Here is a 26,636-nt window from a genome sequence, read left to right as displayed (position 1 = left end):
CTCATCGGAATTGGGCGACGATGTCGGGTCGGGGCACGACACCCAGCCCGGGTGCGGCGCCGAGCCGAACGCGGCTGCCGTCGCTGTCGAGCGGCTCGGCGAGGATGTCCTCGGCGTAGTAGTGCGCGCCGATGATGTCGGATGGGAAGTCCGTGGCCAGGTGCGCCACGGCGCAGGCGACGTGCAGCTGTGCGGCCGCTCCGATGCCCAGCTCCCCGTTGGAACCGATGAGGCTGCGGATCCCGAAGGCGTGCGCGGTGGCCGCCAGCTCCACCGCGCGTCCCGGGCCGCCCGCCTTGCCCACGTAGACGCTGATGACGTCGGCGGCGTCGGCCCGGATCACCCTGGTCAGGTCGGCCAGGTCGAACACCGACTCGTCGGCGACCACCGGCACGCCGAGTGCCCGCACGGCTGCCAGCCCCTCGACGTCGCGGGCCGCGCACGGCTGCTCGACGAACGCGATGCCGTAGGGCGCCAGCAGCGGTACCGCCCGCGCGGCCTCGGCCCGCGACCAGCCGCCGTTGGCGTCGACGCCGAGGAACGCGTCGGGTCCGGCCAGCTCGCGGGCGGCGGCCACCCGCGCGACGTCGCCGGCCACTCCGAGCCCGACCTTGACCTTGAACGCGCCGAACCCGGCCCGGCGGGCGGCCGCGTAGGTGCGGCGCAGCGTGTCCCCGTCACCCGAGAGCGACAGCTTGATCGGGACCTCGGTGCGGTAGGGGCCACCGAGCACCGTCGCGAGCGGGAGCTCCAGCCAGCGGGCCCAGCAGTCCCACAGCGCGATCGAGACGCCGGACTTGGTGAACGGGTTCGCCGCGAGCACCCGGTCCATCACCCGTTCCAGCGCCCCGACCGGGGCGAGCGGGGCACCGAGCAACGCCGGGGCGAGCACGGTGCGGAGGAGGTGCTCGGCCGTGGTGCCGTCCTCTCCACTCCACAGCGGCGTGGCGCTGACCTCGCCGTAGCCGACCTCCGTGCGGCCGTCCGGGCCGGCGACGGTGATCCGCACCAGCAGGAAGTCGGAGCGCTCGTGGCCACCCTTCGCACCGTGCACCACCAGCTCGGGGTGCGCAGCGAGTCCGACGTGGGCGGTCTCGATCGCACGGATCGTCGGGATGCCCGTCATGATCGCGCCAGAGCGGTGAGGCGGGCGGCGAGCGCGGCGACGCAGGCGTCGAACCACTGCCGGCCCGCGTCGGCGCCTGCCGTGGCCGGCCGGTCGGTGAAGCCGTCGATGCGCGTCCAGGACTCCTGCTCGTGGACGGTCACCGCCCTCGGACCCGGCGCGGCGGCGGGTCCCGGCCGGTCGGACAGGTCGCAGACCAGCTCGGGCCGCAGGTGCGCGACCAGCGAGGTCTCGAACGCGCCCGCGTGCCCCGGGACGGGCGTGCCACCCGGGTCGGGCCCGGCATCGGCGAGCAGCAGCTCCCAGTAGTCGGCGTAGGCGACCCGCAGCCCGGGATGGGCCGTGGCGGCGCGCTGCGCCGCACTGTGGCACGGGCCGCGGTTGCCGCCGTGCCCGTTGACGACGAACAGCCGCCGACCGCCCGCGGCGTGGACCGAGCGTGCGAGGTCGAGCAGGACCTCGGTCATCGTCTCGACCCGCAGCGAGAGCGTCCCGCCGAACGGGAAGTGGTGGTCCGAGGCGCCGAACGGGAGCGTCGGTGCCACCACGAGATCACGCCCGGTCGGGGTGGTCGCGGCCGCCGCGACCACAGCGTCGACGACCAGCGCATCGGTGCCGGTGGGCAGGTGCGGGCCGTGCTGCTCGGTGGCGCCGACGGGCAGCACCACCCACGCCTGCGGGAGCAGGGCGCCGAGCCGCTCGCGGGTCAGCTCGGCCCAGCGGTAGGTGGTCATGCCGCCAGCCAGTAGCGGTGGGACGTGGCCGTGTAGCCCAGCGACCGGTAGAAGGCGTGCGCGTCCTCGCGGGCCAGGCCGCAGGTCAGCTCGATGCCGGCGCAGCGGTGGGCGACCGCGTGGTCCATCGCTGCGGCCATCAGCTGCCGGGCGGCACCCGAGCGGCGTGCAGCCGGGCTCGTCACGAGTGCGGTGACCTGCACCAACGGCAGCTCGTGGCCGAAGTAGTGCTCGATCGTCGCCGCCACGAGCCCACCGAGCTCGCTCCCCCGCTCGGCGACGAACACCTGCTCGCGGGCCCTCGCCAGCCGCCGGCGCGCCTCGGCGGTGTCGACGTCCGGCGAGCCGAGCTCGGTGAGCAGTACCGCGACGCCGGGCGCGTCGGCAAGGGTCGCCGGCCGGATGGTCCATGCAGGTTCAGGCATCGCGCACCTTCGGGTCGAGGATGTCGCGCAGGCCGTCACCGAGGAAGTTCAGGCCCAGCACGACGATCATGATCGCAACGCCGGGACCGATCGCCAGCCAGGGCGCGAGCTGCATGTAGGGCATCGAGTCCTTGAGCATCGATCCCCAGGACGGCTCCGGCGGTTGGGTGCCGAGCCCGAGGAAGCTCAACGCTGCCTCGGTGAGGATCGCCGAGGACATGTAGACGGTGCACAGCACGATCACCGGCCCCAGGATGTTGCGCAGCACGTGCCGCGTCATGATCCGGAGGTCGGAGACGCCGAGCGCGCGCGCCGCCTCGATGTAGGGCCGCGCCATCACCGACAGCGCCGACGCCCGGATCACCCGGGCGAACGCGGGCGCGAAGACGATGCCGATCGCGATCATCGCGTTGGTGCGGCTCGGCCCGAGCAGCCCGGCGATGAGGATGGCGAGCACCAGGCTCGGCACGGCGAACAGGATGTCGACGATGCGCATCAGGACGGCGTCGACGACGCCGCGATAGAACGCCGCGACCACGCCGAGCAGGATGCCCAGCAGCAGCGCGATGGCGACCGCGACGACACCGACCTGCAGCGACACCTGCGCGCCGTGCACGACCCTGGCGAACACGTCGCGGCCGAGCTGGTCGGTGCCCAGCGGGTGTGCCCCGCTCATGCCCAGCAGCCTGCGGAAGTCCTGCGCGGCGAAGGGGGTGGACCACACCAGCGGGCCCAGCACGGCGGTGAGCACGGTCAGCACGATGACGCCCAGCCCGACCATCCCGAGCGGGTTGCGCAGCAGCGACCGCAGGTCCGCCCAGCGCTCCGGCCGGGGCACCACCTCGCCTGCGACATCGGGCCCGTGCTCGGCGAGCGCGACGTCGGGTGGCGACGGGAGCGGACCGGTCACCGGCGCCTCCCCTTTCACTGTTCGATCCGGGGATCGAGGTAGCCGTAGAGCAGGTCGACCACGAAGTTGAGCGCGATGAACACCGCTGCGAGGAAGATCGCCGTGACCTCGACGACGGGATAGTCCCGGTTGTAGGTGGACTGCACCAGCGTGTTGCCGACGCCGGGCAACCCGAAGATCACCTCGATGATCGTGGCGCCGCCCATCAGGTTGCCGACCTGTGTACCGATCACGGTGACGACCGGGATCATCGCGTTGCGCACCGCGTGCCGGGTGATCACGCGCAGCGGCGGCGCGCCCTTGGCCCGCGCGGTGCGGACGTAGTCCTCCTGCAGCACCTCCAGCACGCTGGCGCGCGTCATCCGCATGACGGCGGCCAGCAGGTACAGCGACACCGCGAAGGCCGGGATGGCCATCTGTCCGAGGTTGCCGAGCGGGTCGTCCCAGATCGGGATCCAGGTGACCTGGGGAACCCACTGCAACAGCGTCGACGTGAGCAGGAGGGCGAGTATCGCGATCCAGAAGTTCGGCACCGACAGCCCGATCAGCCCGCCGATGCGCACGACCATGTCGGTGACGGTGTCGCGGCGCACCGCGGAGACCACCCCGAGCGGGATGCCGACCACCACGGCGAAGACCGTGGCCAGCACCGTCAGCTCGAGCGTGATCGGCACGGCCCGACCGAGGATCTGCGTCACCGGCTGCCCGCTGAGGAACGACGAGCCGAGGTCTCCGGTGAAGATCCCCGTGACGAAGTGCCAGTACTGCAGCAGGAACGGGTCGTCGAGACCGAGTGCGGTGCGGACCGCCGCCCGGGACTCCTCCGACGAGCCGCTGTCCCCGCTGAACAACGAGGTCGTGACGTCCCCCGGCAGGAGGCGCACGAGCGCGAAGATCAGCAGTGACATCCCGACGAGCGTCGGGACGAGCTGCAGCAGCCGGGTACCTGCGATGCGGAACATGCGCTACCCGGTGACCCAGGCCTGCGCCAGGCCACGCTCGGTGTCGTCGACGCTGACGTACATGTTCTGCAGCCGCTTGCGCACCGCCTGGAACTTCGACGGTGCCACGAGCGGCATCGTCGGCCACTCGGTCAGCACGATCTCCTGCATGCGCGTGTACATCGTCGCCCGCTTCGCCTGGTCGGTCTCGGCGATGCTCGCATAGATCAACCCGTTGAGCTCGGTGTTGGAGTACCCGCCCGCGAACCATGCCTTGGCGGTGGATCCCTGCGGGTCGAAGTCGGTGAAGTAGCCGCTCGGGTCGCCCCGCATGCCCCGCCCGGTCAGCGACCACTCGAAGGAGCCCGCGCTGTCGTTCTTCGCGAAGGTGCCGATCTCCAGCGGCTGCACCGTGACGTTGATGTTGATCTGCTTGAGCTGCTCGGCGAGGATCTGCGCGATCTGCACGTAGTCGTCGGGGCTGGAGATCGCTTGCATCGTGACCGAGAAGCCGCCGGACTGCCCGGCGTCGGCCATCAGCTGCTTGGCCTTCGCCACGTCGACCTTCTCGTAGTTCGACTTCAGCTGATCCTGCGGGATCGGCCAGCTGCCGTAGCTCGGCGGGATCTTGCTCGTGTACGAGGCGTCGCCGCCGTAGACGTTGTCGATCAGCTTCTGCCGGTCGACCACGAGGTTGATGGCCTGCCGCACCCGCACGTCGTCCCACGGCTTGCCGCCCCTGAGCGAGAAGTGCAGCTCGCGGAACGCGGCGGTGGGGCCCTTGAGGACCTCGACGTTCGCGTTGCCGGCGAGCGTCAGCGCGACGTCGCTGGAGAGCGTGGTGCCGTCGATCGTGCCGGACACCAGGTTCGCCAGCCGCGCCTGCACGTCGGGCAGCACCTTGAGCGTGAGCGCGTCGGGGTGGGGCAGGTCGGGCTGCCAGTACTTCGGGTGCCGGGCGAGCTCGACGCGGTCGTTGGGCACGTACGTGCGCACCATGAAGGGGCCCGTGCCGTCGGCGTTGCTGCGCGTGTCCACCCGGTCGTAGAGCCCGGCCGGCACGACGAAGGAGTACGCGAGCCACGCGCAGTAGCCCAGCAGTGTGCCGTCCGGCTGCGCCATGGTGAAGCGCACCGTGTACTTGTCCGGCGTCTCGATGCTCGCGATCTTCGGGTAGAACGCGGTGACGTTGCCGGGCGCCGGCGGTGCCTTCTGCAGCTCGAACGAGTACTTGACGTCGCCGGAGTCGAGCTCCTTGCCGCTGTGGAAGAACACGTTCTTGCGCAGCGTGAACTCGTAGGTCGTCGGATTCGGCGTGGTCCACGACTCGGCCAGCACCGGCACGACCTTGAGGTCCTTGTCCCAGCCCACCAGCGACTCGTAGACGAGGTTCTTGACCTCCACACTGGATGTGTTGCCGACCCCGAACGGCGTCAGCGTCGCCGGGTCGGCCACGAGTGCCCAGGTCAGGGTCCCGCCGCGCACGGCGGGGCCGGTCGGCGTGGTGGCCGCGCCGGGTTCGGGCCGATCGCCCGGGCCGGCGCCGCAGGCGGCGAGGAAGGCGCCGAGCCCCGTCAGGCCGCCGATGCGCAGCAGGTCGCGCCTGCTCAGGCCGGCCGCGCGGACCAGGTCCTGCTCGGGGGTGTCCAGTAGCGACATGTCCGTCCGTCCCATCGGTGGCGAGAGGGGTCGAAATCCGTGATTTATCTACGAAATACCGTATATCTATCTGAGTTGTCGTAGATTATCAGCGGGTGTCGGCACAGACAAGCGTTCATGGACCAGGGTTGCGGACCACGAGCGGACAGCACGAAGGACCGGACCGACCGCAACGTTCGCGGTCGGTCCGGTCCGGGTCGATCCGGGGTTCAGGTCCGGGGGTTCAGGTCCGGGGGTTCAGGTCCGGGCTGCCGACGGCTCAGGAAGCCACCGCCGTCGCAGCGACGAGCCCACCGGCGGTCCCGACGTAGTTCTCGGCCAGCAACTGCAGCGCCGCGGGCCGCGACACGACCGTCCGCAGCTCCGCCAGTGCGATCTCCCGGTCGATCGGGTCGGCCGGGGTGTGCATCAGCCCGGTGAGCCAGCTGGAGAAGTACTGGGCCCACCAGACGTGGCGCAGGCAGGTGGCGGAGTAGGCGTCGGCGAGCCGCTCGTCGCGCCTCCCGACCAGCGCCGCCAGCGCTGGCGCGAGCACCCGGACGTCGCGGACGGCCAGGTTGAGGCCCTTGGCGCCCGTCGGCGGGACGATGTGTGCGGCGTCGCCCGCGAGGAACATCCGGCCGTGGCGCATCGGTTCGGCGACGAACGAGCGGATCGGGGCCACCCCGAACTCGACGATCGGGCCCTCGGTGAGCTCCCAGCCGTCGGTGGTGGCCAGCCTGCGGTGCAGGTGCTCCCAGATCCGCCGGTCGGGCCAGTCCGCGCGGAGCGCATCGGGCTCGACCTGCAGGTACAGCCGGGTCAGCTCGGTCGAACGCATGCTCAGCATGCCCAGTCCGTCGGGGTGGTTGGCGTAGACCACGTGCTCCGACGAGGGCGGGACCTGCGCCATCACGCCGAGCCAGGCGAAGGGGTGCTCCCGCTCGTAGGTCCGCAGCAGGGCAGCCGGGATCGTCCGGCGCCCGATGCCGTGGAACCCGTCGGCGGCCACGACGGCGTCGGCGACGAGCTCGTGGCGCCGCGCGTCGTGGTCGAACACCACCACCGGCCGGTCCGACGTGACGTCGCGGATCTCGACCGCGGGGGCGTCGAACAGCAGCGGCTCGCCCTGGTCGAGGCGCAGCGCGATGAGGTCGCGCACGATCTCCTGCTGCCCGTACACGGTCATCGGCACGCCCGCGAGCTCGGTGACCGGGACGAGGTGGCGCTCGCCGTCGAGCCGCAGCTCGAACCGGTCGTGCACGAGCGCCTCGCGGTCCAGCCGCGCCCCGGCCCCGAGGTCGCGCAGCAGGTCGACGGTGCCCTGTTCGAGCACACCGGCCCGGATGCGCGCCTCGACGTAGCCGCGGCTGCGCGCTTCCAACACCACCGCGTCGATCCCGAGGCCGCGCAGCAGGTGCGCGAGCACGAGCCCGGCCGGGCCCGCGCCGATGACGGCGACCTGGGTGCGTACCGGCACGTTCACGATGCTGTCCGCTCGGAGGCGAGCTGGGCGTCGAGATCGGCCAGCACGCGATAGGTGGGCAGCACGGCCGCGAGGCCCGCCACCGGTTCGCGGCCCTCGATGATCGATGCCACGAAGTCCCGGTCCTGGCCCTCGACGCCGTTGGCCGGCACGCCCGCGTCGGCCACGTCGACCTTTGCGCCGTCGCCGGTGGCGAGGTCGTCGTAGCGGGCCACATAGGTTGCGGTGTCGCCGATGTAGCGGAACACGCTGCCCAGCGGGCCGTCGTTGTTGAAGCTCAGTGACAGCGTGGCGAGCGTGCCACCGGCGGTGCGCAGCTGGATCGCCATGTCCATGGCGATGCCGAGCTCCGGGTGGGACGGTCCGGCCAGCACGTTGGCCGCCACCACCTCCTCACCGGTCTGGTAGCGCAGCAGATCGACGGAGTGCGCGGCGTGGTGCCACAGCAGGTGGTCGGTCCAGCTGCGCGGCTCGCCCAGCGCGTTGGTGTTGGTGCGGCGCAGGAAGTAGGTCTGCACGTGGAGCTGTTGCAGCGTCAGCTCGCCCGCCCGGATGCGACGGTGCACCCAGCGGTGCGACGGGTTGTAGCGACGGGTGTGACCGGCCATGCACACCAGCCCGGTGCCCGCCGCGGCCGCGGTCACCGCCTCGGCACCGGCCCAGCTGTCGGCCAGCGGGATCTCCACCTGCACGTGCTTGCCGGCCCGCAGCGCGGCGACCGCCTGCGCGGCGTGCATCGGCGTCGGGGTGGCGAGCACGACGGCGTCGACGTCGTCGCGGGCGAGCACGGCGTCGAGGTCGCCCGTGGCGTGCGGGACGCCGTAGCGGGCCGCCACCTTCCCCGCCAGCTCCGGCACATCGCTGACGACGGCGGTGACCTGGGCGTCGTCGACCGCCGACAGCGCATCGAGGTGCTGGGTGCCGAACGCCCCGGTCCCGACGACCGCGACCCGCACACGCCCGGTCATACCGGTGGCCGCAGCACGATGTGGCCGACGGCGGTGTTGGACGCCGGCACGTGGTAGTGGCGGTGCAGCTCCTCCACGTCGGCACCGAGCGCGCCGCGCATGATCAGCCACATCACCATCTCGATGCCCTCCGACCCCGCCTCCCGCAGGTACTCCAGGTGCGGGATCCGGCGCAGCGCCTGCGGATCGGCGACGAGCCGGTCCAGGAACGCCGTGTCGAAGGGTGTGTTGATCAGACCGGCCCGTGGCCCCTGGAGCTGGTGGCTCATGCCGCCGGTGCCCCACACCTGCACGTTGAGGTCCTCGCCGAAGGACAGGACGGCCCGCCGGATCGCCTCCCCCAGCAACCAGCACCGGTTGCCCGTCGGCGGCGGGTACTGCACGACGTTCACGGCGACCGGGACGACCCGCACGGGCCATGCGGCGGGCGCGCCGAACATGAGCGAGAGCGGCACGGTCAGTCCGTGGTCGACGTCGAGCTTGTTGGCGATCGTGATGTCGAACTCGTCGAGGATCAGCGACTGCACGAGGTGCCATGCCAGCTCCGGATGGCCCTCGACCACCGGCACCGGACGCGGCCCGAAGCCCTCGTCGGCGGGCGCGAACGTCTCGGCGCACCCGATCGTGAACGTCGGGATCAGGTCGAGGGAGAACTCCGAGGCGTGGTCGTTGTAGACCAGGATGACGACATCGGGTCGCTCCTGGGTGATCCAGTCCCGGGTCCACGCGAACCCGTCGAACAGCGGCTTCCAGTAGTCGGTTCCGACCTGGTCGCGGTCCATGGCGGCCCCGATGGCCGGGACGTGGCTGGCGGCGACCCCTGCGGTGATGCGAGCCATGATCAGCGACCTTCCCGGATCGAACGCAGTCCCTGCGGCGAGCGGCCACCGGCGATCATCATCGCCGTGTACTCCTCGACGCTGACGCCGGTCATGATGCTGGCGGCCTCGGGGAAGCTGGTGCCATCGGTGGCGAGGATCTTGGCGAGGAAGTAGATGTTGCCGCCCTCGGCCAGCGCCGCGTTCCAGTCCCGGGTCAGCACCGCCTGCTTCTGGGCCTCCGACATCGGCCACTCGTCCACATAGGAGCGCTCGTCGGAGAGGAAGCGTTTGCGGTTGGCCGCGCTGCGCAGGCTCATGCAGAACTGGTTGAGCTGGTAGCCCTTGCGGGTCTGCTCGCCGGTGAACACGGTGGTTCCCGGGATGTCGTGCAGGTCGTCGTCGCTCATGGCAGGTCGCTCCAGTAGAGGCGGCGCGGATTGTCGATCAGCAGCGCCTGCTGCAGGTCGGCGGTGGGTGCGATCCGCGGGATGATGTCGACGAGGTGACCGTCGTCGGGCATGTGGGACGTCAGGTTCGGGTGCGGCCAGTCGGTGCCCCACAGCACGCGATCGGGGAACCGTTCGACCACGGTGCGCGCGAACGGCACGAAGTCGGTGTAGGCCGGTGGCCCGCTCACGGACAGCCGCTCGGGGCACGTCACCTTCGACCAGTACCGGGGATGCTCGGACAACAGGCGCAGGAACCGGGCGAACCCGGGATCGCCGGTACCGGCCGCGATGTCGGGCCGCCCCATGTGGTCGACGACGACGGTGGTGGGCAGTGCGGTCAGCAAGTCCCACCGCGCCTCGAGGTCGGCGGCCTCGAAGTAGACAACCACGTGCCAGCCCAGCGGAGCGATCCGCTCGACGATGCGGTGGTAGTAGGCATCGGGTTTCGGCTCGACGAGCCGCCGCACGAAGTTGAACCGCACCCCGCGCACTCCCGCGGCATGCAGGTCGGCCAGCTCGCCGTCGGACACGGTGCTGCGCACGGTCGCCACCCCACGCGCCCGGCCGCCTGCCGCGTGCAGCGCGTCGACCATGGCCCCGTTGTCGGCACCGTGGCAGGTGGCCTGCACGATCACGTTGCGCTCGAACCCGAGGTGGTCGCGCAGCGCGAACAGCGCGTCCTTCCCGGCGTCGCACGGCGTGTAGTTGCGTTCCGGCGCGAAGGGGAACTCGGCGCCCGGGCCGAAGACGTGGCAGTGGGCGTCGACGGCACCGGGGGGCAGCCGGAACGCCGGACGGCTGGGTGTGGGGTGGTAGGGCAGCCAGCCCGGATCGGTCGTGAAGGGGCTCCCGATCGACGCGCTCATCGGCCCGCCGCCGTCAGCTGCCGGTCCAGCCGGGGGTAGACGCGGCGCGCGTTCGCCTCGTACACCGCGGCCGCCGACTCCGGCCGCAGCGCCACGTTGTCCACATAGCGGCGGGTGTCGTCGAAGTACTGGCCGGTGCGGGAGTCGATCCCGCGGACGGCTCCCACCATCTCCGAGCCGAACAGGATGTTGTCCGGTCCGATCACCGCGAACAGCAGGTCGATCCCCGGCTGGTGGTAGACGCAGGTGTCGAAGAAGACGTTGCCCAGCAACGACTCCGCCGGTTCGGGGCGACCCAGCATGTCGGCGAGCCCGCGGAACCGGCCCCAGTGGTAGGGCACCGCTCCCCCGCCGTGCGGGATCACGAACCGCAGCCCCGGCAGGTCCCGGAACAGGTCCGACTCCAGGAACTGCATGAACGCCGTCGTGTCGGCGTTGAGGTAGTGCGACCCGGTGGAGTGGAAGTTCGGGTTCGTCGTGGCCGACACGTGCACCATCGCCGGTACGTCCAGCTCGATCATCGCCTCGTAGAACGGGTACCAGCTGCGGTCGGTCAGCGGTGGCGACGTCCAGTTCCCGCCGCTGGGGTCGGGGTTCAGGTTCACCCCGACGAACCCGAGCTCCGTCACGCACCGGCGCAGCTCGCCGATCGAACGCTCGATGCCGACTCCGGGCGACTGCGGCAGCTGACCCACGCCGGCGAAGCGGTCCGGGTACAGCCCGACCACCCGCGCCACCAGGTCGTTGCAGCGCCGGGCCCACAGCGCGCTCACCGACTCGTCGCCGATGTGGTGGGCCATGGCCGACGCGCGCGGGGAGAAGATCGTCAGATCGACACCGCGCTCGTCCATCAGGCGCAGCTGGCTGTCCTGCACCGACTCCCGGATCTCGTCGTCGGAGATCTCCGGGTACGGCGGTGGCGCCACGCCGGCCTCGAACGCCGCCCGCTGCTCGTCGCGCCAGCGGGTGTGCGATCCGGGGACGGTCGTGTAATGACCGTGACAATCGATGATCAAGAGATCTGCTCCTCTCGTGCGGTGGCCGGCACCAGCACCAGCACCTCGCCGCGCATCAGCAGCCGCGCGGTGCGCAGCAGCCCGGCCCGGCGGACAGCGCCATCGGCGGCGACGTCGAGGCTGACGGTGAAGTGACCGCTCGGATGCTCGACGTCGAGCTCCACCGCCCCGCCATCTGTGCCGCCACCGGTGGCACCGACCGCGATCGCGGCGGCGACCGAGCCGGGAACGAGGCACGCGGTGGCCACCGAGACGGCACCGAGCACCCCGATCGCCTCGTGCACGCGATGGGGGATGAACGTGCGGGTGGAGATCGCGCCACCGTGGCGTGGCGGTGCGAGCAGGCTCATCTTCGGGGTGGTGGCCGCGCCGACGTCGCCGAGGCCCATCAGCGGTCCGGCGGCGAGCCGGATGCGCTCGACCGCGGCCGTGAGCGTCGCGTCGGCCTCCAGGTCGGCCGGGGACTCGGCACCGGTGATCCCCAGGTCTTCGGCCGCGATGCACACCACGGGCATGCCGTTGTCGATGCACGTCACCCGGATCCCGTCCACCACGTCGACGGCGTTGCCGGTCGGCAGCATCGCCCCGCACGAGGAGCCCGCGATGTCGAGGAAGTCGATCGGGATCGGGGCGTGGCCGCCGGGGACGCCGTCGATGTGGGCCGTGCCGTCGTAGCGCACCCGGCCCTGCGGGGTCTGCACGTGCGCGACGGCGACGGTCCCCGTGTTCCGCATGAAGATCCGTACCGCCGTGACGTCGCCCGCCACCGGCATCAGCCCGTTGTCGAGCGCGAACGGCCCGACGGCGGCCAGCATGTTGCCGCAGTTCTGGCCGTCGGAGACCACCGGTCGGTCCGGCCACACCTGCAGGAACAGGTACTCGACGTCGGCGTCGGGCCGATCCGACGGGCCGACCACGGCCACCTTGGACGTCAGCGGGTGCGCACCGCCCATCCCGTCGATCTGCCGCGGGTCGGGCGACCCCATCGCCGCGCACAGCAGGGCGTCGCGGGCGGCCCGGTCGGTCGGCAGGTCGGCGGCGCGGAACACGAGCCCCTTCGACGTCCCGCCGCGCATGACCGCGCAGGGGACGACACGCTGCGCCGTCACCGGCCGGCCCTGTCGACGGGGGTCGCATCGACGTACCGCAGCCCCTTGGCGGCCAGCGCGTCGCGCATGCCGTAGATGTCGAGGCCGAGCTCGCCCGCGGCGAGCCGGTCGCGCGTCGCCGCCTCCTTGGCCTCCCGCGCCCGTGAGCTCGCCAGTACCTCCGGGGCCTCGTGCCGATCCACCACCACCACGCCGTCGTCGTCGGCGATGACGACGTCACCGGGCCGGATCAGCACGCCACCGCAGACGATCGGGGTCTGGACGTTGCCGACGGTCTGCTTCACGGTGCCCCGCGCGCTGACCGCCGCCGACCACACCGGGAAGCCCATCGCGGTCAGCTCCGCGATGTCGCGGACGCCGGCGTCGATGACCAGGCCCAGCACCCCGTGGGCACGCAGGCTGGTGGCGAGCAGCTCGCCGAAGTAGCCGTCGCCGCAGGGGCTCGTCGGCGACACCACGAGGACGTCACCGGGGCGGGCCTGCTCGACCGCCACGTGCAGCATCCAGTTGTCGCCGGGTGCGACCTCGCAGGTCAGCGCCGTCCCGGCAACGTGGGTGGGGCGGAAGGTGGGGCGCAACCGCGGGTCGACCAGCCCGCGACGGCCCTGCGCCTCGTGCACGGTGGCGACGCCGAACCGACCGAGCCCGGCCACCACCTCGGCGTCCGTGCGTGGCGCGTTCCTGACCACGACGCTCATTGCTGGACCTCTCTCGCTCGCAGTGCTCTCACCTGGTGGGCAGCGTCTCCCCCAGGCCCCGGTGGGCGATCTAGTCTTTCCACCCTGAGGTAAACAATCTCGGAGGCGGAGCGACACCGTGGCCAAGGCGCCGGACGTGCCGTCGAGCACCCAGCGCGCGCTGGCGGTGCTCGACTGCTTCTCGACGGCCACTCCGATGCTGACGCTGTCGGAGATCGCCCGCATGCTCGGCAGGCCGGTCTCGTCGACCCACCGCCAGCTGCGCGAGCTGACCGCATGGGGCGCGCTGGAGCGAGACGCGCACGGGCGCTACCAGGTCGGGATGCATCTGTGGGAGATCGGATCGCTCGCCCCGCGCAGCACCGACCTGCGCAAGGCCGCGCTGCCGTTCCTCGAAGACCTCTACGAGGTCACGCACGAGAACGTGCAGGTGGCCGTGCTCGACGGCAGCGACGTCGTCTACGTCGAGAGGATCTTCAGCCACCACGCGACGCAGATCAGGGCCAGGCCCGGCGGCCGGCTGCCGTCGCACCTCACGGCCGTGGGCCGGGTACTGCTCGCCCATGCCGACCCGGCCGTCGTCAACGCGACGCTGAGCCGCCCGCTGGAGCGGCTGAGCCCCCACACGCTCGTGGACCCCGACGAGCTGCGCAGGGAGCTGGCGAAGGTCCGGCGGACGGGCTACGCGATCACCGACCGCCAGGTCGAGCTCGTGTCCACATCGGTTGCCGCACCGATCTACGGGCCGGGCCGGGCGGGTGTGATCGCCGCGATCTCGATCATCGTGCCGCGCGCCAACACCAACGTCCGCCGCTTCGCACCCGCGGTGCTGACCGCCGCCCGCGGGATCTCCCGGACGCTCGGTGCCCCCGGTGCCGCGACGCCAGCAGGGCGTCCCTCCTGACGTCGAACGTCAGCAGGGCGTCCCTCCTGCCATCCGGCGCAGCCAGGCGGCGAGGGCCTCGGTGGCGGGTGAGCGGTCATCGGTCTCCCGGCGCACGAGCCCGAGCTCGACCGTCACGGCGTCGCCCGCCACGGGCAGTGCGACGAGCGCCTCGAACGGTGGCGCGCTCAGGTGGCGGGGCACGAAGGCCGCCATCACGCCGAGCCCGGCAGCGGCGGCGAGCCCCCTGGCCTGCAGGCCGTCGACCTCCAGTGTGGACTGTTCACCGGAGATGCCGCGCTCGCGGAGCACCTCGCGGTAGTAGTAGGACTCGGCCCCGTACATGGGTGCGGTGATGAGACCGGCCGCGGCGATGTCCTCGACGGTCACGGTTGCGGCCGCGGCCAGCGGATGGTCGCGCGCCACCAGGAACGCCAGCTCGGCGCCGTGCAGGTACTCGAAATGCGCGTCGTCGGGCAGGTGCCAGCGGATGACGTAGGCGAGGTCCAGCTCCCGGTCGAGCACGGCCTGCGCCTCGCGCCTGCTGTGCCCGAACCGCAGCGACAGGGTGGTGCCCCCGTTGGCGTGGCAGAACGGGGCGATCACGTCGTTGAGGAAGTGCCGCTGCTCCAACGCCATGCTCGCCCCGAGCCGCACCCGTCCGACGCGCCCCTGCCGCAGATCACCCAGCGACCGGCCGAGCCGGTCCTGCTCGGCCAACATCACCAGCGCGGTCTGGTAGACCTCGTGCCCCGCAGCGGTGACGTGCACCGAGCGCTCCTTGTACTGGAGCAGCTCGGCGTTGCACGCGCGCTCGAGCTCGCTCACGTGGTGCGAGACCGTGGACTGGGCCAGGTGCAGCTGGCGGGCCGCCGCCGAGTAGCCGTTGCGATCCACCACCGTGACGAAGACCAGCAGCCGGAACAGATCCAGTGTCACGGGGTGGACCTCTCTGCGGTCAGGTCAGGACGACTTCCTGGTAGCGGGACGTCTTGTCGTCGAGGTCCAGCAGACCATGCGCGTCCATCCACCGCTGCGTCGTGTCGTACATCTCCTTGGTGTACGGCTCGAAGACCATCCGCTCGCCGGGGCCGAACCGGCGGACGTCCACCAGGTCGCGCAGGTCCTCGGGCATCTCCGGCAGCCAGTACTTCTTGTACAGCTCAACCTGCAGGTCGATGTCGATCTGCGCGCGGCGCAGCGCGGCGAAGTACTTCGTCGTGTCATCGGGGTCGGCGTCACCGGCCACCAGGAAGCCGACCATGAAGGTCGAGTCGACGATCTTGCGGAACCCGAGCTGCTCCGCGATGTAGTACTGCGGCCCGAACAGGTTGGCCACCGGCACCTCGCCGCGCAGCAGCAGGCGCACCCGGTCGTTGGGCAGGCCGGAGAAGTTCAGGGTGACCTGCGAGGGCTCCATGAACGGCTCGAGCGCCTGCACCGCCGCGTAGTGACTGCCCGAGTGGTAACCCACGGCCACCGGGACACCCGCGAGGTCCTCCGGCCGGTGCAGCGGCGAGTCCGGTGCCACGAAGATGCCGGCAGGCGTCACGGAGTAGGCGTGTCCCCACATCTTGCCCGCGCCGGCCGCGGTGGCGCCGTTCACGGCCCAGTGACAGGCCGACGAGACGTCGCAGGCACGTCCCGCGGACATGTCCTCGAACGCGCCGCTGCGCACCTCGGCCGGCACGCTGTCGGCCGACTGCACGGCGGAGGTCTGCTTGGCGTGGCCGGCGAGGCTCTGCTCCTGGAACTCGTAGTCCAGGCCCGCCTCGGTGAAATAGCCCTTCTCGTGGGCGATCCACTCGTGCAGCCGGTGATGCGCCTGAATGATGTACTTCCCCATTGTTCGGCCCTTTCGTCGTCGAGCTGGGCGGCTGGTTTCAACAACGCTATGGCGCTGTCCAACCAGCGACAACGGGCCACGATCGATGGACGTATCAAGGATTTCTATCGCCGGCCGGGCCGGGTCCGCCCCGGCAGACGGCGTCCGCGACGCGACACGCGCGAGGCCCGACGCGTGACAACACGAGCGTCGGACCCCCGACAGCGCTATCGTCGGTGATCGATTGAAACTCGTTCATCCGATGAATGGAGACGTGTCATGGCCGGCAAGTTCGAGGTCTACGAGGGCAAGGACGGCAAGTTCCGATTCCGCCTCAAGGCAGGCAACGGCGAGGTCGTCGCCTCTGGACAGGGCTACGCCACGAAGGCTGCGGCGAAGAAGGGATGCGAGGCCGTCCAGAACGCCGCCTCCAGCGCCACCATCGTCGAGACCGATTCCTGAGTAGCGCGCGCAGCCCCGACTTCGCATGCCGTCCCCAGTCCTCGCACACGTTCCAGCCCGTGCGAGGACTGGTCACGGTGTGCGAAGTCGGGAGGCCGTGTGCGAGGACGCCGACGTGATCAGCAGGCTCGTGGCCACGGGCACGGTGTTGGAGAGACGCTGATGGGTGCTCGCCCGTCAGCCGAGGCCCAGCATCCTGGCGGCGTTCTCCTTCAGGATCAGCGGCCGCACCTCGTCCTTGATGTCGAGTCGGGCGAAGTCGGCGCGCCAGCGGTCGGGTGTGATCACGGGGTAGTCGGAGCCGAACAGCACCTTGTGCCGCAGCATCGAGTTCGCGGCCCGCACCAGCTGCGGGGGGAAGTACTTCGGTGACCAGCCCGACAGGTCGATGTAGACGTTGGCCTTGTGCGTCGCGATCGAGATCGCCTGGTCCTGCCACGGGACGGACGGGTGCGCGAGCACGACGGTGAGTTCCGGGAAGTCGGCGGCGACGTCGTCGAGCAGCATCGGGTCGGAGTAGCGCAGCTTGATGCCCCGCCCGCCGGGGAGCCCGGCCCCGATGCCCGTCTGTCCGGTGTGGAACAGGGCAGGCACGCCCAGCTCCGTGATCTCCGCGTAGAGCGGGTAGAACGCCGGGTCGTTGGGGGCGAAGGCCTGCAGGCTCGGGTGGAACTTGAACCCGCGGACGCCGTGCTCGGTCACCAGCCGCCGCGCCCGTGCGACCGCGGCCGCGCCACCGTGCGGATCCACCGAACCGAACGGGATGAGGACGTCCGGGTGGGCGGCAGCGGCGTCGGCGATCTCCTCGCTCGACAGGGCCGGATGCCCGGTGGCGGTGGTCGCGTCGACGGTGAACACGACGGCGGCGGTGCGCCGCTCGCGGTAGTGCTCGGCGATGTCGGCGACGGTCGGGGTCCGGTTCGCCCCGGACCGGAAGTAGGACGCGGAGGCGTCGAGCAGCGTCTGGTCCAGCGAGAAGCAGCCGTGGCCGTCCTGCTCGACGTGCACGTGCACGTCGATCGCATCCAGTGTGGTCAGATCGAGGGAGTGCATGGACGGCTCCGGGGTGGGGTCAGGGGTGGAGTGGGTCAGGGCAGGTCGGTCCGGGCCTTCGCCACGAGCAGGGTGTGCAGGACGGCGTCGCGGCGGGCGGCGAGCTCGTCGGTGGTGACGCCGCCCAGCTCGGCGGCCACCCCGTCGACCAGCTTGGCGACCAGCTCGGGGGTCAGCGTCGGGTCACCGAGGTCGCGCCACCACGCCTCGGTCGGTGGGCCGAGGTGCTCGAGCACGTGTGCGATGCCGCCGGCGCCACCGGAGAGGTGCTGGTTGGCGAACGGTCCGAGCACGGCCCAGCGCAGGCCGGGACCCTGCGAGATCGCCGTGTCGATGTCGGCGACGCTGGCCACGCCGCGGTCCACCAGCGAGTACGCCTCCCGCCACAGCGCCGCCTGCAGCCGGTTCGCGACGTGGCCCGGCAGCTCGTGGCGCAGCCGGATCGGCCGCTTGCCGGCCGCGGTGTAGAACGCCATCGCGCGTTCCACCGCCTCCTCGCTGGTGCGCTCCCCCGGCACGACCTCGACCAGCGGGATGAGGTGCGGCGGATGGAACGGGTGACCGACGACCACCCGCTCCGGATGGGCCGGGCAGCCCTGCGCGATCACGCTCGGCAGCAGGCCCGACGAGCTGCTCGCCAGCACCACGTCGGGCCGGGCCGCCGCGTCCAGGACCGCGAACAGCCGGTGCTTGACCTCGGGGCGTTCCGGCCCGTTCTCCTGGACGAAGTCGGCACCGGCCGCGGCCGCCGCGACGTCGGTCGTGAACGTCAACCGCTCCGGGGAGGCGCCGGGCACCAGCCCGAGCCTGCTGATCGTCGGCCAGTGCGCGGCGACGTCGGCACGCAGGCGCTCCTCCGCGCCCGCCGCCGGATCGGTGGCGACAACGTCCAGCCCGCGGCCCAGGAAGTGGGCCGCCCAGCTCGCGCCGATCACCCCGGTACCGACGACGGCGACGGTGCGCACCGGCGCGCTCATCGGGCGGCCGCCACGAAGGCGTCGAGCGCGGTCGGGTCGGCCAGCACGTCGCCGCCTGCGACGTCGTCGGGTGCCGCACCCAGCAGTATCCGTTTCACCGGCAGCTCCAGCTTCTTGCCCGTGCGGTTGCGCGGCACGGTGGGCACCGCGTCGATCCGGTCCGGGACGTGGCGCGGCGAGAGCGCCGACCGCAACGCCGCGGTGATGGTGGCGCGCAGCGCACCGTCGAGCTCCACCCCGGGCCGCGGGACGACGAACAGCCGGAGTTCCCCGTTGCCCCCGGCGAGGTCCTCGAGGTGCACGACGATGCTGTCCTCGATCTGCGGCAGCTCCTCGACGACCCGGTAGAACTCGGCCGTGCCCAGCCGCACGCCGCCCCGATTCAGGGTGGCATCGGAGCGCCCGGCCACGACGCAGGACCCGGAGGCGGCGAAGCGCACCCAGTCACCGTGGCGCCAGACGCCGGGGAACGTGGTGAAGTAGGCATCGCGGTAGCGGCTGCCGTCGGCGTCGCCCCAGAACCCGACCGGCATCGACGGCATCGGCTCGGTGATCACCAGCTCACCCAGATCCCCGACGACCGGCCGCCCGGTCGGGTCGAACGCGGCCGCCGCGACCCCGAGCGCGGGCCCGGCGATCTCACCGGGGACGACCGGTTGCAGCGGCCCGCCCTGCACGATCCCGGAGCAGACGTCGGTGCCGCCGCTGCCGACGTTGAGCAGCACGTCGGGTCCGAGCTCCGCCGCCACCCACCGGTAGCCCGCCGCCGGCAGCGGGCTCCCGGCCGCACCGAGCTGCCGCAGCCGGGACAGGTCGTGGTCGCGGGCCGGGTGCAGGCCCGCGGCGCGGCAGGCCATCAGGAAGCCCGGGCTCGCGCCCATCAGCGTGGCCCCGGTGCCGGCGGCGAGCCGCCACTGCCACCCCAGATCGGGGTGCTGCGGGTTGCCGTCCACCAGCACGATGGACGCTCCGGTCAGCAGCCCCGACACCAGCGCGTTCCACATCATCCACGCGGTGGTGCTGAACCAGAGCATCCGATCGCCCGGGCGCAGGTCCCAGCTCAGGCCGTGGTTCTTCAGGTGCTCCAGGGTGATCCCGCCGTGCGAGTGCACGATCGCCTTCGGGCGCCCGGTGGTGCCGGAGGAGAACAGCACCGAGAGCGGGTGGGCGAACGGCACCGCAACGGGCGCGACGCGCGGACCGTCAAGGAGGGCGGCCCAGGCGAGCGCATCCGGGATCGTGTCCGGACCGTAGGGCACCGCGACGACGTGGCGCACCGTCGGCAGCCCCGCCCGCAGCACCGCGACCTCGGATCGCCGGTCGATGTGCTTGTCGCCGTAGCGGTAACCCGGAACGACGAGCAGGACGCTCGGCTCGACCTGCGCGAACCGGTCGAGTACCCCGCGCGCCCCGAACTCGGGGGCGCAGCTCGCCCACACCGCCCCCAGGCTCGCCGTGGCGAGGAAGGCCACGACGGTCTCCGGGATGTTCGGCAGGTAGGCGACGACGCGGTCGCCCGGGCCGACGCCCAGCCGCCGCAGGCCGGCGGCGGCCCGCGCCACCTGGTCGCGCAGCTCGCCGCGGGTGAGGGTGACGTGCTCGCGGGTCTGCGAGTGCGCGATCACGGCGACGTCGCCGTCGGCGACACCGCGCCCGTGCAGCGCGTGCTCGGCGTAGTTGAGCGTGGCGCCGGGGAACCACTCGGCGCCGGGCATCGCGCGGCGGCCGAGCACACGGTCGGGCGGCGTCGCGAACCGGACGTCGAAGAACGCGGCGATGCTGCCCCAGAAGCCCTCCAGGTCGGTGACCGACCAGCGGTGCAGTGCCGCGTAGTCGGCCGGCCGGTCGAGGAAGGCGAGGTAGCGGTCGATCTCCGTCGTCACGGCCGGTCCACCTTCGGGGCCCGCCCGTCGAGGAACGCCTGCATCCTGGTCTTCGCCTCGGTGCTGCTGCTGGCCACGGCCGCCATCAGCGACTCCATGAGGTAGCCCTGTGCCGGGTCCGACTCGGCGATCCGCGGCAGGGCCTGCAGCACGGCGAACGTCGTGACGGGTGACATCGTCGCGATCGTCTTGGCCAGCGCCAGCGCCCGGTCGAGCCCTTCGCCCTCGCCGACGAGGTACTGCGACAGTCCGACGGCCTGGCCCTCGACGGCGTCGAGCACCCGCCCGGTCAGCATCATGTCGGTCATGCGGTGCACCCCGATCAGCCGCGGCACCCGCACCGACGCCCCGCCACCGACGAACAGCCCCCGCTGGCCCTCGGGCAGCGCGTAGAACGCGCTCGGCTCGGCGACGCGCACGTGCGTGGCGCAGGCCAGCTCCAGTCCCCCGCCCACGACGGCACCGCGCAGCACCGCCACCACCGGGACGCGGCCGCGCTCGATCCGCTCGAAGCAGCGATGCCACATGCGCGAGTGCTCCAGCCCCTCGAACGCATCCCGCTCGGTGAGCTCCGACAGGTCCAGCCCCGCGGAGAAGTGCGCACCATCCGCGTCCAGCACGACGGCGCGGACCCCCGCGGGCGGCGCGGCGAAGAACGCCTCCAGCCCCAGCACGGTGGCGTCGTCGAGCGCGTTGCGCTTCGCCGCCCTGGACAGGCGCAGCACGGCGACCTCGCCGAGCAGGTCGAGCTGCAACGATGCGGGCAGGTCCGTCATCGGGATCCTTCCGTGGTGAGTGAGGTGCCGAGGTCCGCGCCGGCCCGCTCCCGCAGTGCCACCCGGCGGACCTTGCCGGTGGCGCCGCGGGGCAGCGCGTCCACGAGCACCAGGTGCCGGGGGACCTTGAACCGGGCGAGCTGCGACTCCAGATGCGCACGCAGCGCGGCAACGGTGAGCTCCGCGCCGTCACGGACCTGCACGTAGGCGGCACCGACCTCACCCCAGCGGGCGTCCGGCACTCCGACGACGGCCGTGTCGGCCACCGCGTCGAGCTGGACGATCACGGCCTCGACCTCGGCCGGGTAGACGTTCTCGCCGCCGGAGATGATCACATCGGTGAGCCGGTCGACGACGGTGGCCCAACCGTCGACGTCGGCGCGCAGCACGTCACCGGTGCGGAACCAGCCACCGTCGACGAAGGCGGCCGCGGACTCGGCGGGCCGGTTCCAGTACCCCGCGACGACGTTCGGTCCGCGCACCAACAGTTCCGACGGCTGCGTCGCGAGCTCATCAGGACGCCCGTCCCGCAGGGCCGCGACGTCGGTGAAGAAGTGCGGCACGCCCACCGAGACGGGCCGGTCGGCGCCCTGACCTACCGGCACCAGGTACACCCCGGGCGCCGCCTCGGTCATGCCGTACCCCTGCTGCAGCGCCACGCCGCGGTCGAGCCACCTGCGCGCGACGCGTTCCTGCACCGGGGAACCGCCGTAGAGCACGGTGTGCAGCGAGGTCAGGTCCGTCGTGTCCCAGTCGGGGTGCTCGCCCATCATCTGCAGCATCGTCGGCACCGCGGAGAAGCTGGTGATGCGCCGCTCCGCGACGCGGGCGAGCACCACGCCGGGGTCGAACTTGGCGACCGGCTCCACACTGCCGCCCTTGAACAGCGTCGGCAACGTGACCTGCCCGAGCCCGACGCAGTGGAACAGCGGCGCGATGCACAGCGCGCGGTCGGTGCTGAGCACGTCGACGTGGGCGAGCTGGTTGATCGTGTTCCACGTCAGGTTGCCGTGGCTGAGCACGGCCGCCTTGGGCCGTCCGGTGGTGCCCGAGGTGTAGAGCAGGATCGCCGGATCGTCGAGCGAGCCCGCCGGTCCGGGCCGTACCGGGTCGCCCTGCAGCACGGCCGTCTCGTAGTCGATCCCGCCGGCCGGGTCGCCGTCCGGTGCCACGGCGATGACCTCGCGGACGCCGTCGGGCAGCGGCAGCGCCGCGGTGACCAGCGCATCGGTGTCGGGGCTGTGCACCAGCACGGATGCGCCCGCATCGGTGAGCATGTAGCGGATCTCGGCGGCGGCCAGGCGATGGTTGAGCGGCACCGCGATGGCGCCGATCAGCCAGGTCGCGAAGAACGTCTCGAACACCTCGACGCGGTTGACGCCGAGCTGCGCGACGCGGTCGCCCGGCCGCACCCCGAGCGCCACGAGCGACCCGGCGAGGCGGGCGACCCGGTCGGCGAGCTCGACGTAGCTCAGCGCGCGATCGCTGGTGTACAGCGCGGTCGTGTCGGGCCTGATGCGCGCCCGCCGGGCCGGCCAGCTGCCGAGGCCTGCGATGTCCATGCGGCGCACAGTAACAGGAAACCTGTCATTGGGCAGCGCCGTCGAACGGGTGACCCATGAAAGACTCGGCACCGCCAGAAGTCAGCACCGCCGGAAGGAGGCCGCATGACCGGGACCGGCACCACGACCCCACCGTCACGGACAGCACCCTCGCTGCTCTACGCGATCAAGCAGGTCGAGCTGGCGATCCGGGCACAGCTCGACGACCTGCTCAAACCGGCCGGCGTCACGACCGCGCAGTACACCGCGCTCACCGTGCTCGACCGGCGCGACGGCCTCACCACGGCCGAGCTCGCCCGCAACTCGTTCGTGACGCCGCAGACGATGGCCGACCTCGTCACGGCACTGGAACGGGGCGAGCTGATCGACCGGCATCCCGACCCGGCCCACCGCCGCCGCACGCTGATCAAGCTCACCCCGCGGGGCCGCACGCTGCTCGCCGACGTCGACGACCTCGTGCGCGGGCTCGAGGAACGGATGCTCGCCGACCTCGACCGCGGCGAGCGATCGACGCTGCGCGATGCGCTCAACCGTTGTCGGGCGGCACTGGCGACGTCTCCCCCGCAGTGACCGCCCCGACCGACCCGACCGATCCCACCGGCACGACGTCCAGGACGTCGACGGCGATCCGCCGCGCCGCAGCAGCACCCGACCGCCGACCTCGACCGCCGCCTGCAGCGCCGCGGCGCCCGTCCACTGTGGAGGTGGCAGCCGGCGGGCCGGAGCTGCCCCATCGACCTCGGCGCCGAGCAGGCGGTGCTCGCCGACGTGGAACGCGCCACCACCCTCGACGTCGGTGTCAGCAGCCCCTTCACCGACCTGCGTGGCACCCAGCAGGCGCTGCCCGATGCGCGGATCGCCCTGCGGATCGTCGAGACCTGAGCCGACGCCTGCATCTCAAGGGCCAGGGGGCGTCAGGGTCGCCACGGCCTCCGCGTGCACCCCGGACCCGGTCTCGGCACGGGCGGACACCGCGAGCTCGTCCCCGCTCTCGACCCGGCCGGTGAAGGTCAGCACCTGCCCCGGCGCTGCGGGGGCGCGCAGGGTCGCGACCAGCCGGCGGAGCCGAGCCGGGCCGGGCCACCCGCCCACGATGCGGCCAGCAGGCCGTTGGTGGTGAGGATGTTCATCACGATGTCGGTGTTGCCGTGCGCACGGGCGAAGTCCCGGTCGTGGTGCACCGGGTAGAAGTCCCGCGTCGCGAGGGCTCCGGCGACGATCAGGGTGGTGGTGACGGGGACGCGGACCGGTCCGCACTCTGCAGCGGGGGAACCGGATGCGTCCCCGGGCGGCGGGGCCGCGGCGGGGATCGGGGCCGGGTTTCCCGGCGCGAACTGGAGCACGGTCAACGTCACGCTGCCGGCCGGGCGACCCGACACGGTCCGGTAGTCGGTGCGGCTGCGCACGAAGAAGCCGCGGCCCAGCGCCGTGCCCTTCTCGCCGGTCGCGTCGAGGTAGACGTTCTCGGCCACGACCACGTCGCCGGGACGCAGATCCGACGCGAACTCCTGGTCGGTCCGCACCGCGAGCGTCGCGCTGTAACCGAACCCGGCCAGCGTCGCTCGCACCGACTCGTCGAGGTCACCGGCTCGGCGGGCCCCGCCTCGGGCGGGCGCCCCGGCCGCAGCCCCGGAAAGGTCCACATCTGCAGTGTCGCGGGGGGCGCGACGGGCTCAGCGCCGGTGAACGCGGGACCCGCCGGTGGTGCGCCGGCCTGCCGGGCAGGCCGGCCAGCACTGCCTCGGCCGCCGACCGGGCGCCACCCGTCACGTCGCCGCCCGCACCGGCAGCCGGGTGTCGAACCCGGTCAGCACCCGCTCGCCGGGAGTGAACGTGGCCGGTATGGCGATGTAGCCGTTGATCAGCGGGATCGTGGGATAGCGACGCACCGCCACCGCGTCGATCTCGTAGTCGGGCAGCCGCCGCAGCACCTCCTGCAGCACGAGGATGATCTCGGCGCGGGCGAGGAAGGCGCCGAGGCAGCGGTGCAGGCCGTTGCCGAAGGCCAGGTGCTTGCCGTTGTTGTCGCGGTCGAGCCGCACCGCGTTCGGTTCGGGGAAGACGTCCTGGTCGTTGTTCGCCGAACCGAGTGCCAGCAGCACCCGCTCCCCCGGCCGCAGCGGCACGCCCGCGATCTCCACCGGCCGCACGACCGTGCGGGCGACGCCCGTGCCCGGGGTGAAGTAGCGCAGCATCTCGTCCACCGCGGTCGGGATGAGCGACGGGTCCGCCACCAGCCTGGCCCGCTCGTCCGGGTGCTCGCCGAGGTGGTCGAACATGCTCGCGATCAGCGCCGTCGACGTGTCGATCCCGCCGTTGAGCAGCATGAACAGCATCTCGGTCACGGTCTCGTCCGGCATCACGACGCCCTCGATCTCGGCCGTGAGCAGCCGATCGACGATGTCGCCGCGGTCGCCGGCGGTGCGCCGCCGCTCCGCCACGATGCCGGCGAGGTCGGCCAGCAACGCGCCGACGGCGCGGGCCGAGCCCTTCTCCCGGTAGGCCGCCTTGTGCAGGGCCGTGGCGTAGTCCTCCCACTTGTCGAGCGGCAGCCCGAAGTAGTCCAGCGACACGAGCGTGGGGAGCGGGTTGGCCAGGTCGTCGACGAAGTCGATCCGGCCCGACTCGACGACCCGGTCCACCGTCCAGCTGACGATCTCGGCCATCCGCGGGAGGTACTCCTGGATCGCCTTGGCCGAGAACCGCGGCGCGAGGACCCGGCGGTAGGCCTGCGACTGCGGCGGATCCATCTCCATCATGCCCATCCGGACCGGGTTGATCGGCACGGTGACGCCACCGGTCCGGTGCCCGTCGAACTCCAGGTCCCGGCCGCAGGCGAAGGTCTCCGCATCCCGCAGGACCCGCTTGATGTCGTCGTACCGGGTCAGGACCGTGTACCCGCCGTGCCGCGGCGTCCGCGCGACGGGGCAGCGGCTGCGGAGATCGGCGTACTGCTCCCGCCAGTGCTCGGCGAACTGCTCGGTGTGATGATCGAAGTCCTCCATGGCCCCATGCGCATCCGACACCCTCAAAACCTAACGTCGATTGGTACATCACATCAACAGGCGTCCGGTTCCACGAGCTCGTCGCGGGGCGGGGTTCTGATCACGCGCTCGCTGTCGCGAACGGCCCGTTCGTCCACCGCAAGTGGACGAACGTGCCGTTCGTTTCACTAGCCGCTCGTCAGGCCGGAGCTGCGCGCAGGTGACAGGATGCGTTCATGGACGTGGTCACCCGCAACAACGTGACGGTGACCGGGCCGCCGGACGCGCCGGTGGCCATGCTGGCACACGGGTTCGGCTGCGATCAGAACATGTGGCGGCTGGTGGCGCCGGCGCTGGCAGCCGACTTCCGGGTCGTCTCGTTCGACTACGTCGGTTTCGGCCACTCGGACATCGCGATGTGGGACGAGCAGCGCTACAGCTCGCTGCACGGCTACGCCCGTGACGTGCTCGACGTCTGCGAGGCACTGGACCTGCGCGACGTGGCACTGGTCGGCCACTCGGTCAGCGCGATGATCGCCGTGCTGGCGGCGATCGCGGAACCGGACCGCTTCGCCGGGTTGGTACTGCTCACACCCTCGCCCCGCTACATCGACGACGGCGACTACCGGGGCGGGTTCAGCAGGGACGACATCGATGAGCTGCTGGACTCCCTGGACAGCAACTACCTGGGCTGGTCCGCCGCGATGGCGCCGGTGATCATGGGCAATCCGGATCGTCCGGAGCTGGGCGCCGAGCTGACCAACAGCTTCTGCCGGGTCGATCCCCACATCGCCGGCGTGTTCGCCCGCGCCACGTTCCTGTCCGACAACCGCGCCGATCTCGCCCGGGTGCGCACTCCCTCCCTGATCCTGCAGTGCTCGCACGACGTCATCGCGCCCCCGCAGGTCGGTAGCTTCGTCCACGCCCACATCGCCGGTAGCCAACTGGTCACGCTCGAGGCCACCGGCCACTGCCCGCAGCTGAGCGCTCCCGAGGCCACCACGGCTGCCATCACGGCATTCGTCGACGGCCTCCGCTCATGAC

Annotated in this window: 28 protein-coding genes; 5 read left to right on the top strand and 23 right to left on the bottom strand. The window is 71.8% G+C overall.

The genetic code is table 11. The features are described 5' to 3' along the window. Position 1 precedes the first annotated feature (1 nt). The 14 genes from ACFPFQ_RS32495 to ACFPFQ_RS32430 all read right to left on the bottom strand — a co-directional run bounded on the left by ACFPFQ_RS32495 (position 2) and on the right by ACFPFQ_RS32430 (position 13,187). On the bottom strand, positions 2-1,126 hold the full coding sequence (locus ACFPFQ_RS32495) for a mandelate racemase/muconate lactonizing enzyme family protein (RefSeq protein ID WP_379625741.1): 1,125 nt from the start codon (positions 1,124-1,126) through the stop codon (positions 2-4). Beyond that, on the bottom strand, positions 1,123-1,860 hold the full coding sequence (locus tag ACFPFQ_RS32490) for a creatininase family protein (RefSeq protein WP_379625739.1): 738 nt from the start codon (positions 1,858-1,860) through the stop codon (positions 1,123-1,125). Before ACFPFQ_RS32490 ends, ACFPFQ_RS32495 begins: the two co-directional genes overlap by 4 nt. Next, positions 1,857-2,285 (bottom strand): GNAT family N-acetyltransferase, encoded by a 429-nt coding sequence (locus ACFPFQ_RS32485; protein ID WP_379625737.1) that lies wholly within the window; start codon positions 2,283-2,285, stop codon positions 1,857-1,859. The genes ACFPFQ_RS32490 and ACFPFQ_RS32485 overlap by 4 nt, the downstream gene beginning before the upstream one ends. Beyond that, positions 2,278-3,195 (bottom strand): ABC transporter permease, encoded by a 918-nt coding sequence (locus tag ACFPFQ_RS32480; RefSeq protein WP_379625735.1) that lies wholly within the window; start codon positions 3,193-3,195, stop codon positions 2,278-2,280. Before ACFPFQ_RS32480 ends, ACFPFQ_RS32485 begins: the two co-directional genes overlap by 8 nt. Positions 3,196-3,209: 14 nt before the next feature. After that, a complete protein-coding gene (locus ACFPFQ_RS32475; RefSeq protein ID WP_379625733.1) occupies positions 3,210-4,157 on the bottom strand; it encodes an ABC transporter permease in 948 nt (315 codons plus the stop codon). A 3-nt stretch (positions 4,158-4,160) separates the two neighbouring features. Next, complete coding sequence (locus tag ACFPFQ_RS32470) at positions 4,161-5,795, bottom strand: ABC transporter substrate-binding protein (RefSeq protein ID WP_379625731.1); 1,635 nt, start codon at positions 5,793-5,795, stop codon at positions 4,161-4,163. 259 nt (positions 5,796-6,054) lie between these two features. Beyond that, positions 6,055-7,254 (bottom strand): 4-hydroxybenzoate 3-monooxygenase, encoded by a 1,200-nt coding sequence (locus ACFPFQ_RS32465; RefSeq protein ID WP_379625729.1) that lies wholly within the window; start codon positions 7,252-7,254, stop codon positions 6,055-6,057. A 2-nt stretch (positions 7,255-7,256) separates the two neighbouring features. Further along, a complete protein-coding gene (locus ACFPFQ_RS32460; RefSeq protein WP_379625727.1) occupies positions 7,257-8,228 on the bottom strand; it encodes a Gfo/Idh/MocA family oxidoreductase in 972 nt (323 codons plus the stop codon). After that, positions 8,225-9,067, bottom strand: a complete 843-nt coding sequence (locus tag ACFPFQ_RS32455; RefSeq protein WP_379625725.1) for a class III extradiol dioxygenase subunit beta — start codon at positions 9,065-9,067, stop codon at positions 8,225-8,227. The genes ACFPFQ_RS32460 and ACFPFQ_RS32455 overlap by 4 nt, the downstream gene beginning before the upstream one ends. A gap of 2 nt (positions 9,068-9,069) precedes the next feature. After that, complete coding sequence (gene ligA, locus ACFPFQ_RS32450) at positions 9,070-9,456, bottom strand: protocatechuate 4,5-dioxygenase subunit alpha (protein WP_379625723.1); 387 nt, start codon at positions 9,454-9,456, stop codon at positions 9,070-9,072. After that, positions 9,453-10,364 carry an amidohydrolase family protein gene (locus ACFPFQ_RS32445; RefSeq protein ID WP_379625721.1) on the bottom strand — a complete coding sequence of 304 codons (912 nt, stop codon included), beginning with the start codon at positions 10,362-10,364 and terminating at the stop codon, positions 9,453-9,455. Before ACFPFQ_RS32445 ends, ligA begins: the two co-directional genes overlap by 4 nt. Continuing rightward, a complete protein-coding gene (locus ACFPFQ_RS32440; RefSeq protein ID WP_379625719.1) occupies positions 10,361-11,380 on the bottom strand; it encodes an amidohydrolase family protein in 1,020 nt (339 codons plus the stop codon). Before ACFPFQ_RS32440 ends, ACFPFQ_RS32445 begins: the two co-directional genes overlap by 4 nt. Continuing rightward, positions 11,377-12,489: a 4-oxalomesaconate tautomerase gene (locus tag ACFPFQ_RS32435; RefSeq protein WP_379625717.1), complete on the bottom strand. Its 1,113-nt coding sequence runs from the start codon at positions 12,487-12,489 to the stop codon at positions 11,377-11,379. Before ACFPFQ_RS32435 ends, ACFPFQ_RS32440 begins: the two co-directional genes overlap by 4 nt. Next, entirely contained in the window at positions 12,486-13,187 is a 702-nt protein-coding gene (locus ACFPFQ_RS32430; protein WP_379625715.1) for a 4-carboxy-4-hydroxy-2-oxoadipate aldolase/oxaloacetate decarboxylase, read from the bottom strand. The genes ACFPFQ_RS32435 and ACFPFQ_RS32430 overlap by 4 nt, the downstream gene beginning before the upstream one ends. A gap of 118 nt (positions 13,188-13,305) precedes the next feature. Here ACFPFQ_RS32430 and ACFPFQ_RS32425 point away from each other — a divergent pair, with 118 nt between their 5' ends. Beyond that, positions 13,306-14,091: an IclR family transcriptional regulator gene (locus ACFPFQ_RS32425; protein ID WP_379625713.1), complete on the top strand. Its 786-nt coding sequence runs from the start codon at positions 13,306-13,308 to the stop codon at positions 14,089-14,091. A 9-nt stretch (positions 14,092-14,100) separates the two neighbouring features. On the opposite strand, the gene ACFPFQ_RS32420 is transcribed toward ACFPFQ_RS32425, so the two are convergent. Both ACFPFQ_RS32420 and ACFPFQ_RS32415 read right to left on the bottom strand, forming a co-directional pair. Further along, entirely contained in the window at positions 14,101-15,009 is a 909-nt protein-coding gene (locus ACFPFQ_RS32420) for a LysR family transcriptional regulator (RefSeq protein ID WP_379625711.1), read from the bottom strand. Between the two features lie 19 nt (positions 15,010-15,028). Continuing rightward, a complete protein-coding gene (locus ACFPFQ_RS32415; protein ID WP_379625709.1) occupies positions 15,029-15,916 on the bottom strand; it encodes an ABC transporter substrate-binding protein in 888 nt (295 codons plus the stop codon). 258 nt (positions 15,917-16,174) lie between these two features. On the opposite strand from ACFPFQ_RS32415, the gene ACFPFQ_RS32410 reads away from it, so the two are divergent. Beyond that, on the top strand, positions 16,175-16,357 hold the full coding sequence (locus tag ACFPFQ_RS32410; protein ID WP_379625707.1) for a YegP family protein: 183 nt from the start codon (positions 16,175-16,177) through the stop codon (positions 16,355-16,357). A gap of 177 nt (positions 16,358-16,534) precedes the next feature. Here ACFPFQ_RS32410 and couO read toward each other — a convergent pair whose 3' ends face one another. The 5 genes from couO to ACFPFQ_RS32385 are packed head-to-tail and all read right to left on the bottom strand — an operon-like array spanning position 16,535 to position 22,608. After that, on the bottom strand, positions 16,535-17,410 hold the full coding sequence (gene couO / locus ACFPFQ_RS32405) for a 4-hydroxyphenyl-beta-ketoacyl-CoA hydrolase (protein ID WP_379625705.1): 876 nt from the start codon (positions 17,408-17,410) through the stop codon (positions 16,535-16,537). Between the two features lie 35 nt (positions 17,411-17,445). Then, on the bottom strand, positions 17,446-18,387 hold the full coding sequence (locus tag ACFPFQ_RS32400) for a 3-hydroxyacyl-CoA dehydrogenase NAD-binding domain-containing protein (RefSeq protein WP_379625703.1): 942 nt from the start codon (positions 18,385-18,387) through the stop codon (positions 17,446-17,448). Further along, positions 18,384-20,270, bottom strand: a complete 1,887-nt coding sequence (locus ACFPFQ_RS32395) for an acetoacetate--CoA ligase (protein ID WP_379625701.1) — start codon at positions 20,268-20,270, stop codon at positions 18,384-18,386. Before ACFPFQ_RS32395 ends, ACFPFQ_RS32400 begins: the two co-directional genes overlap by 4 nt. After that, a complete protein-coding gene (locus ACFPFQ_RS32390) occupies positions 20,267-21,046 on the bottom strand; it encodes a crotonase/enoyl-CoA hydratase family protein (RefSeq protein ID WP_379625700.1) in 780 nt (259 codons plus the stop codon). The genes ACFPFQ_RS32395 and ACFPFQ_RS32390 overlap by 4 nt, the downstream gene beginning before the upstream one ends. After that, positions 21,043-22,608: an acyl-CoA synthetase gene (locus tag ACFPFQ_RS32385; protein ID WP_379625699.1), complete on the bottom strand. Its 1,566-nt coding sequence runs from the start codon at positions 22,606-22,608 to the stop codon at positions 21,043-21,045. The genes ACFPFQ_RS32390 and ACFPFQ_RS32385 overlap by 4 nt, the downstream gene beginning before the upstream one ends. 105 nt (positions 22,609-22,713) lie before the next feature. Here ACFPFQ_RS32385 and ACFPFQ_RS32380 point away from each other — a divergent pair, with 105 nt between their 5' ends. Further along, complete coding sequence (locus ACFPFQ_RS32380; RefSeq protein ID WP_379625698.1) at positions 22,714-23,178, top strand: MarR family winged helix-turn-helix transcriptional regulator; 465 nt, start codon at positions 22,714-22,716, stop codon at positions 23,176-23,178. A 186-nt stretch (positions 23,179-23,364) separates the two neighbouring features. After that, positions 23,365-23,490, top strand: coding sequence for a hypothetical protein (locus ACFPFQ_RS32375; protein WP_379625696.1), 126 nt, complete (start codon positions 23,365-23,367; stop codon positions 23,488-23,490). A gap of 128 nt (positions 23,491-23,618) precedes the next feature. On the opposite strand, the gene ACFPFQ_RS32370 is transcribed toward ACFPFQ_RS32375, so the two are convergent. Together ACFPFQ_RS32370 and ACFPFQ_RS32365 are read right to left on the bottom strand one after the other, a co-directional pair. Further along, positions 23,619-24,251, bottom strand: coding sequence for a hypothetical protein (locus ACFPFQ_RS32370; RefSeq protein ID WP_379625694.1), 633 nt, complete (start codon positions 24,249-24,251; stop codon positions 23,619-23,621). Positions 24,252-24,374: 123 nt separating this feature from the next. Next, positions 24,375-25,634: a cytochrome P450 gene (locus tag ACFPFQ_RS32365; RefSeq protein WP_379625692.1), complete on the bottom strand. Its 1,260-nt coding sequence runs from the start codon at positions 25,632-25,634 to the stop codon at positions 24,375-24,377. Positions 25,635-25,828: 194 nt separating this feature from the next. On the opposite strand from ACFPFQ_RS32365, the gene ACFPFQ_RS32360 reads away from it, so the two are divergent. Beyond that, positions 25,829-26,635 (top strand): alpha/beta fold hydrolase, encoded by an 807-nt coding sequence (locus ACFPFQ_RS32360; protein WP_379625690.1) that lies wholly within the window; start codon positions 25,829-25,831, stop codon positions 26,633-26,635. Position 26,636 lies beyond the last annotated feature (1 nt).

This window comes from Pseudonocardia sp. GCM10023141 (genome assembly GCF_042653605.1).
Note: the sequence above shows the minus strand (reverse complement) of the source record. Positions and strands in the feature narration are given on the sequence as shown.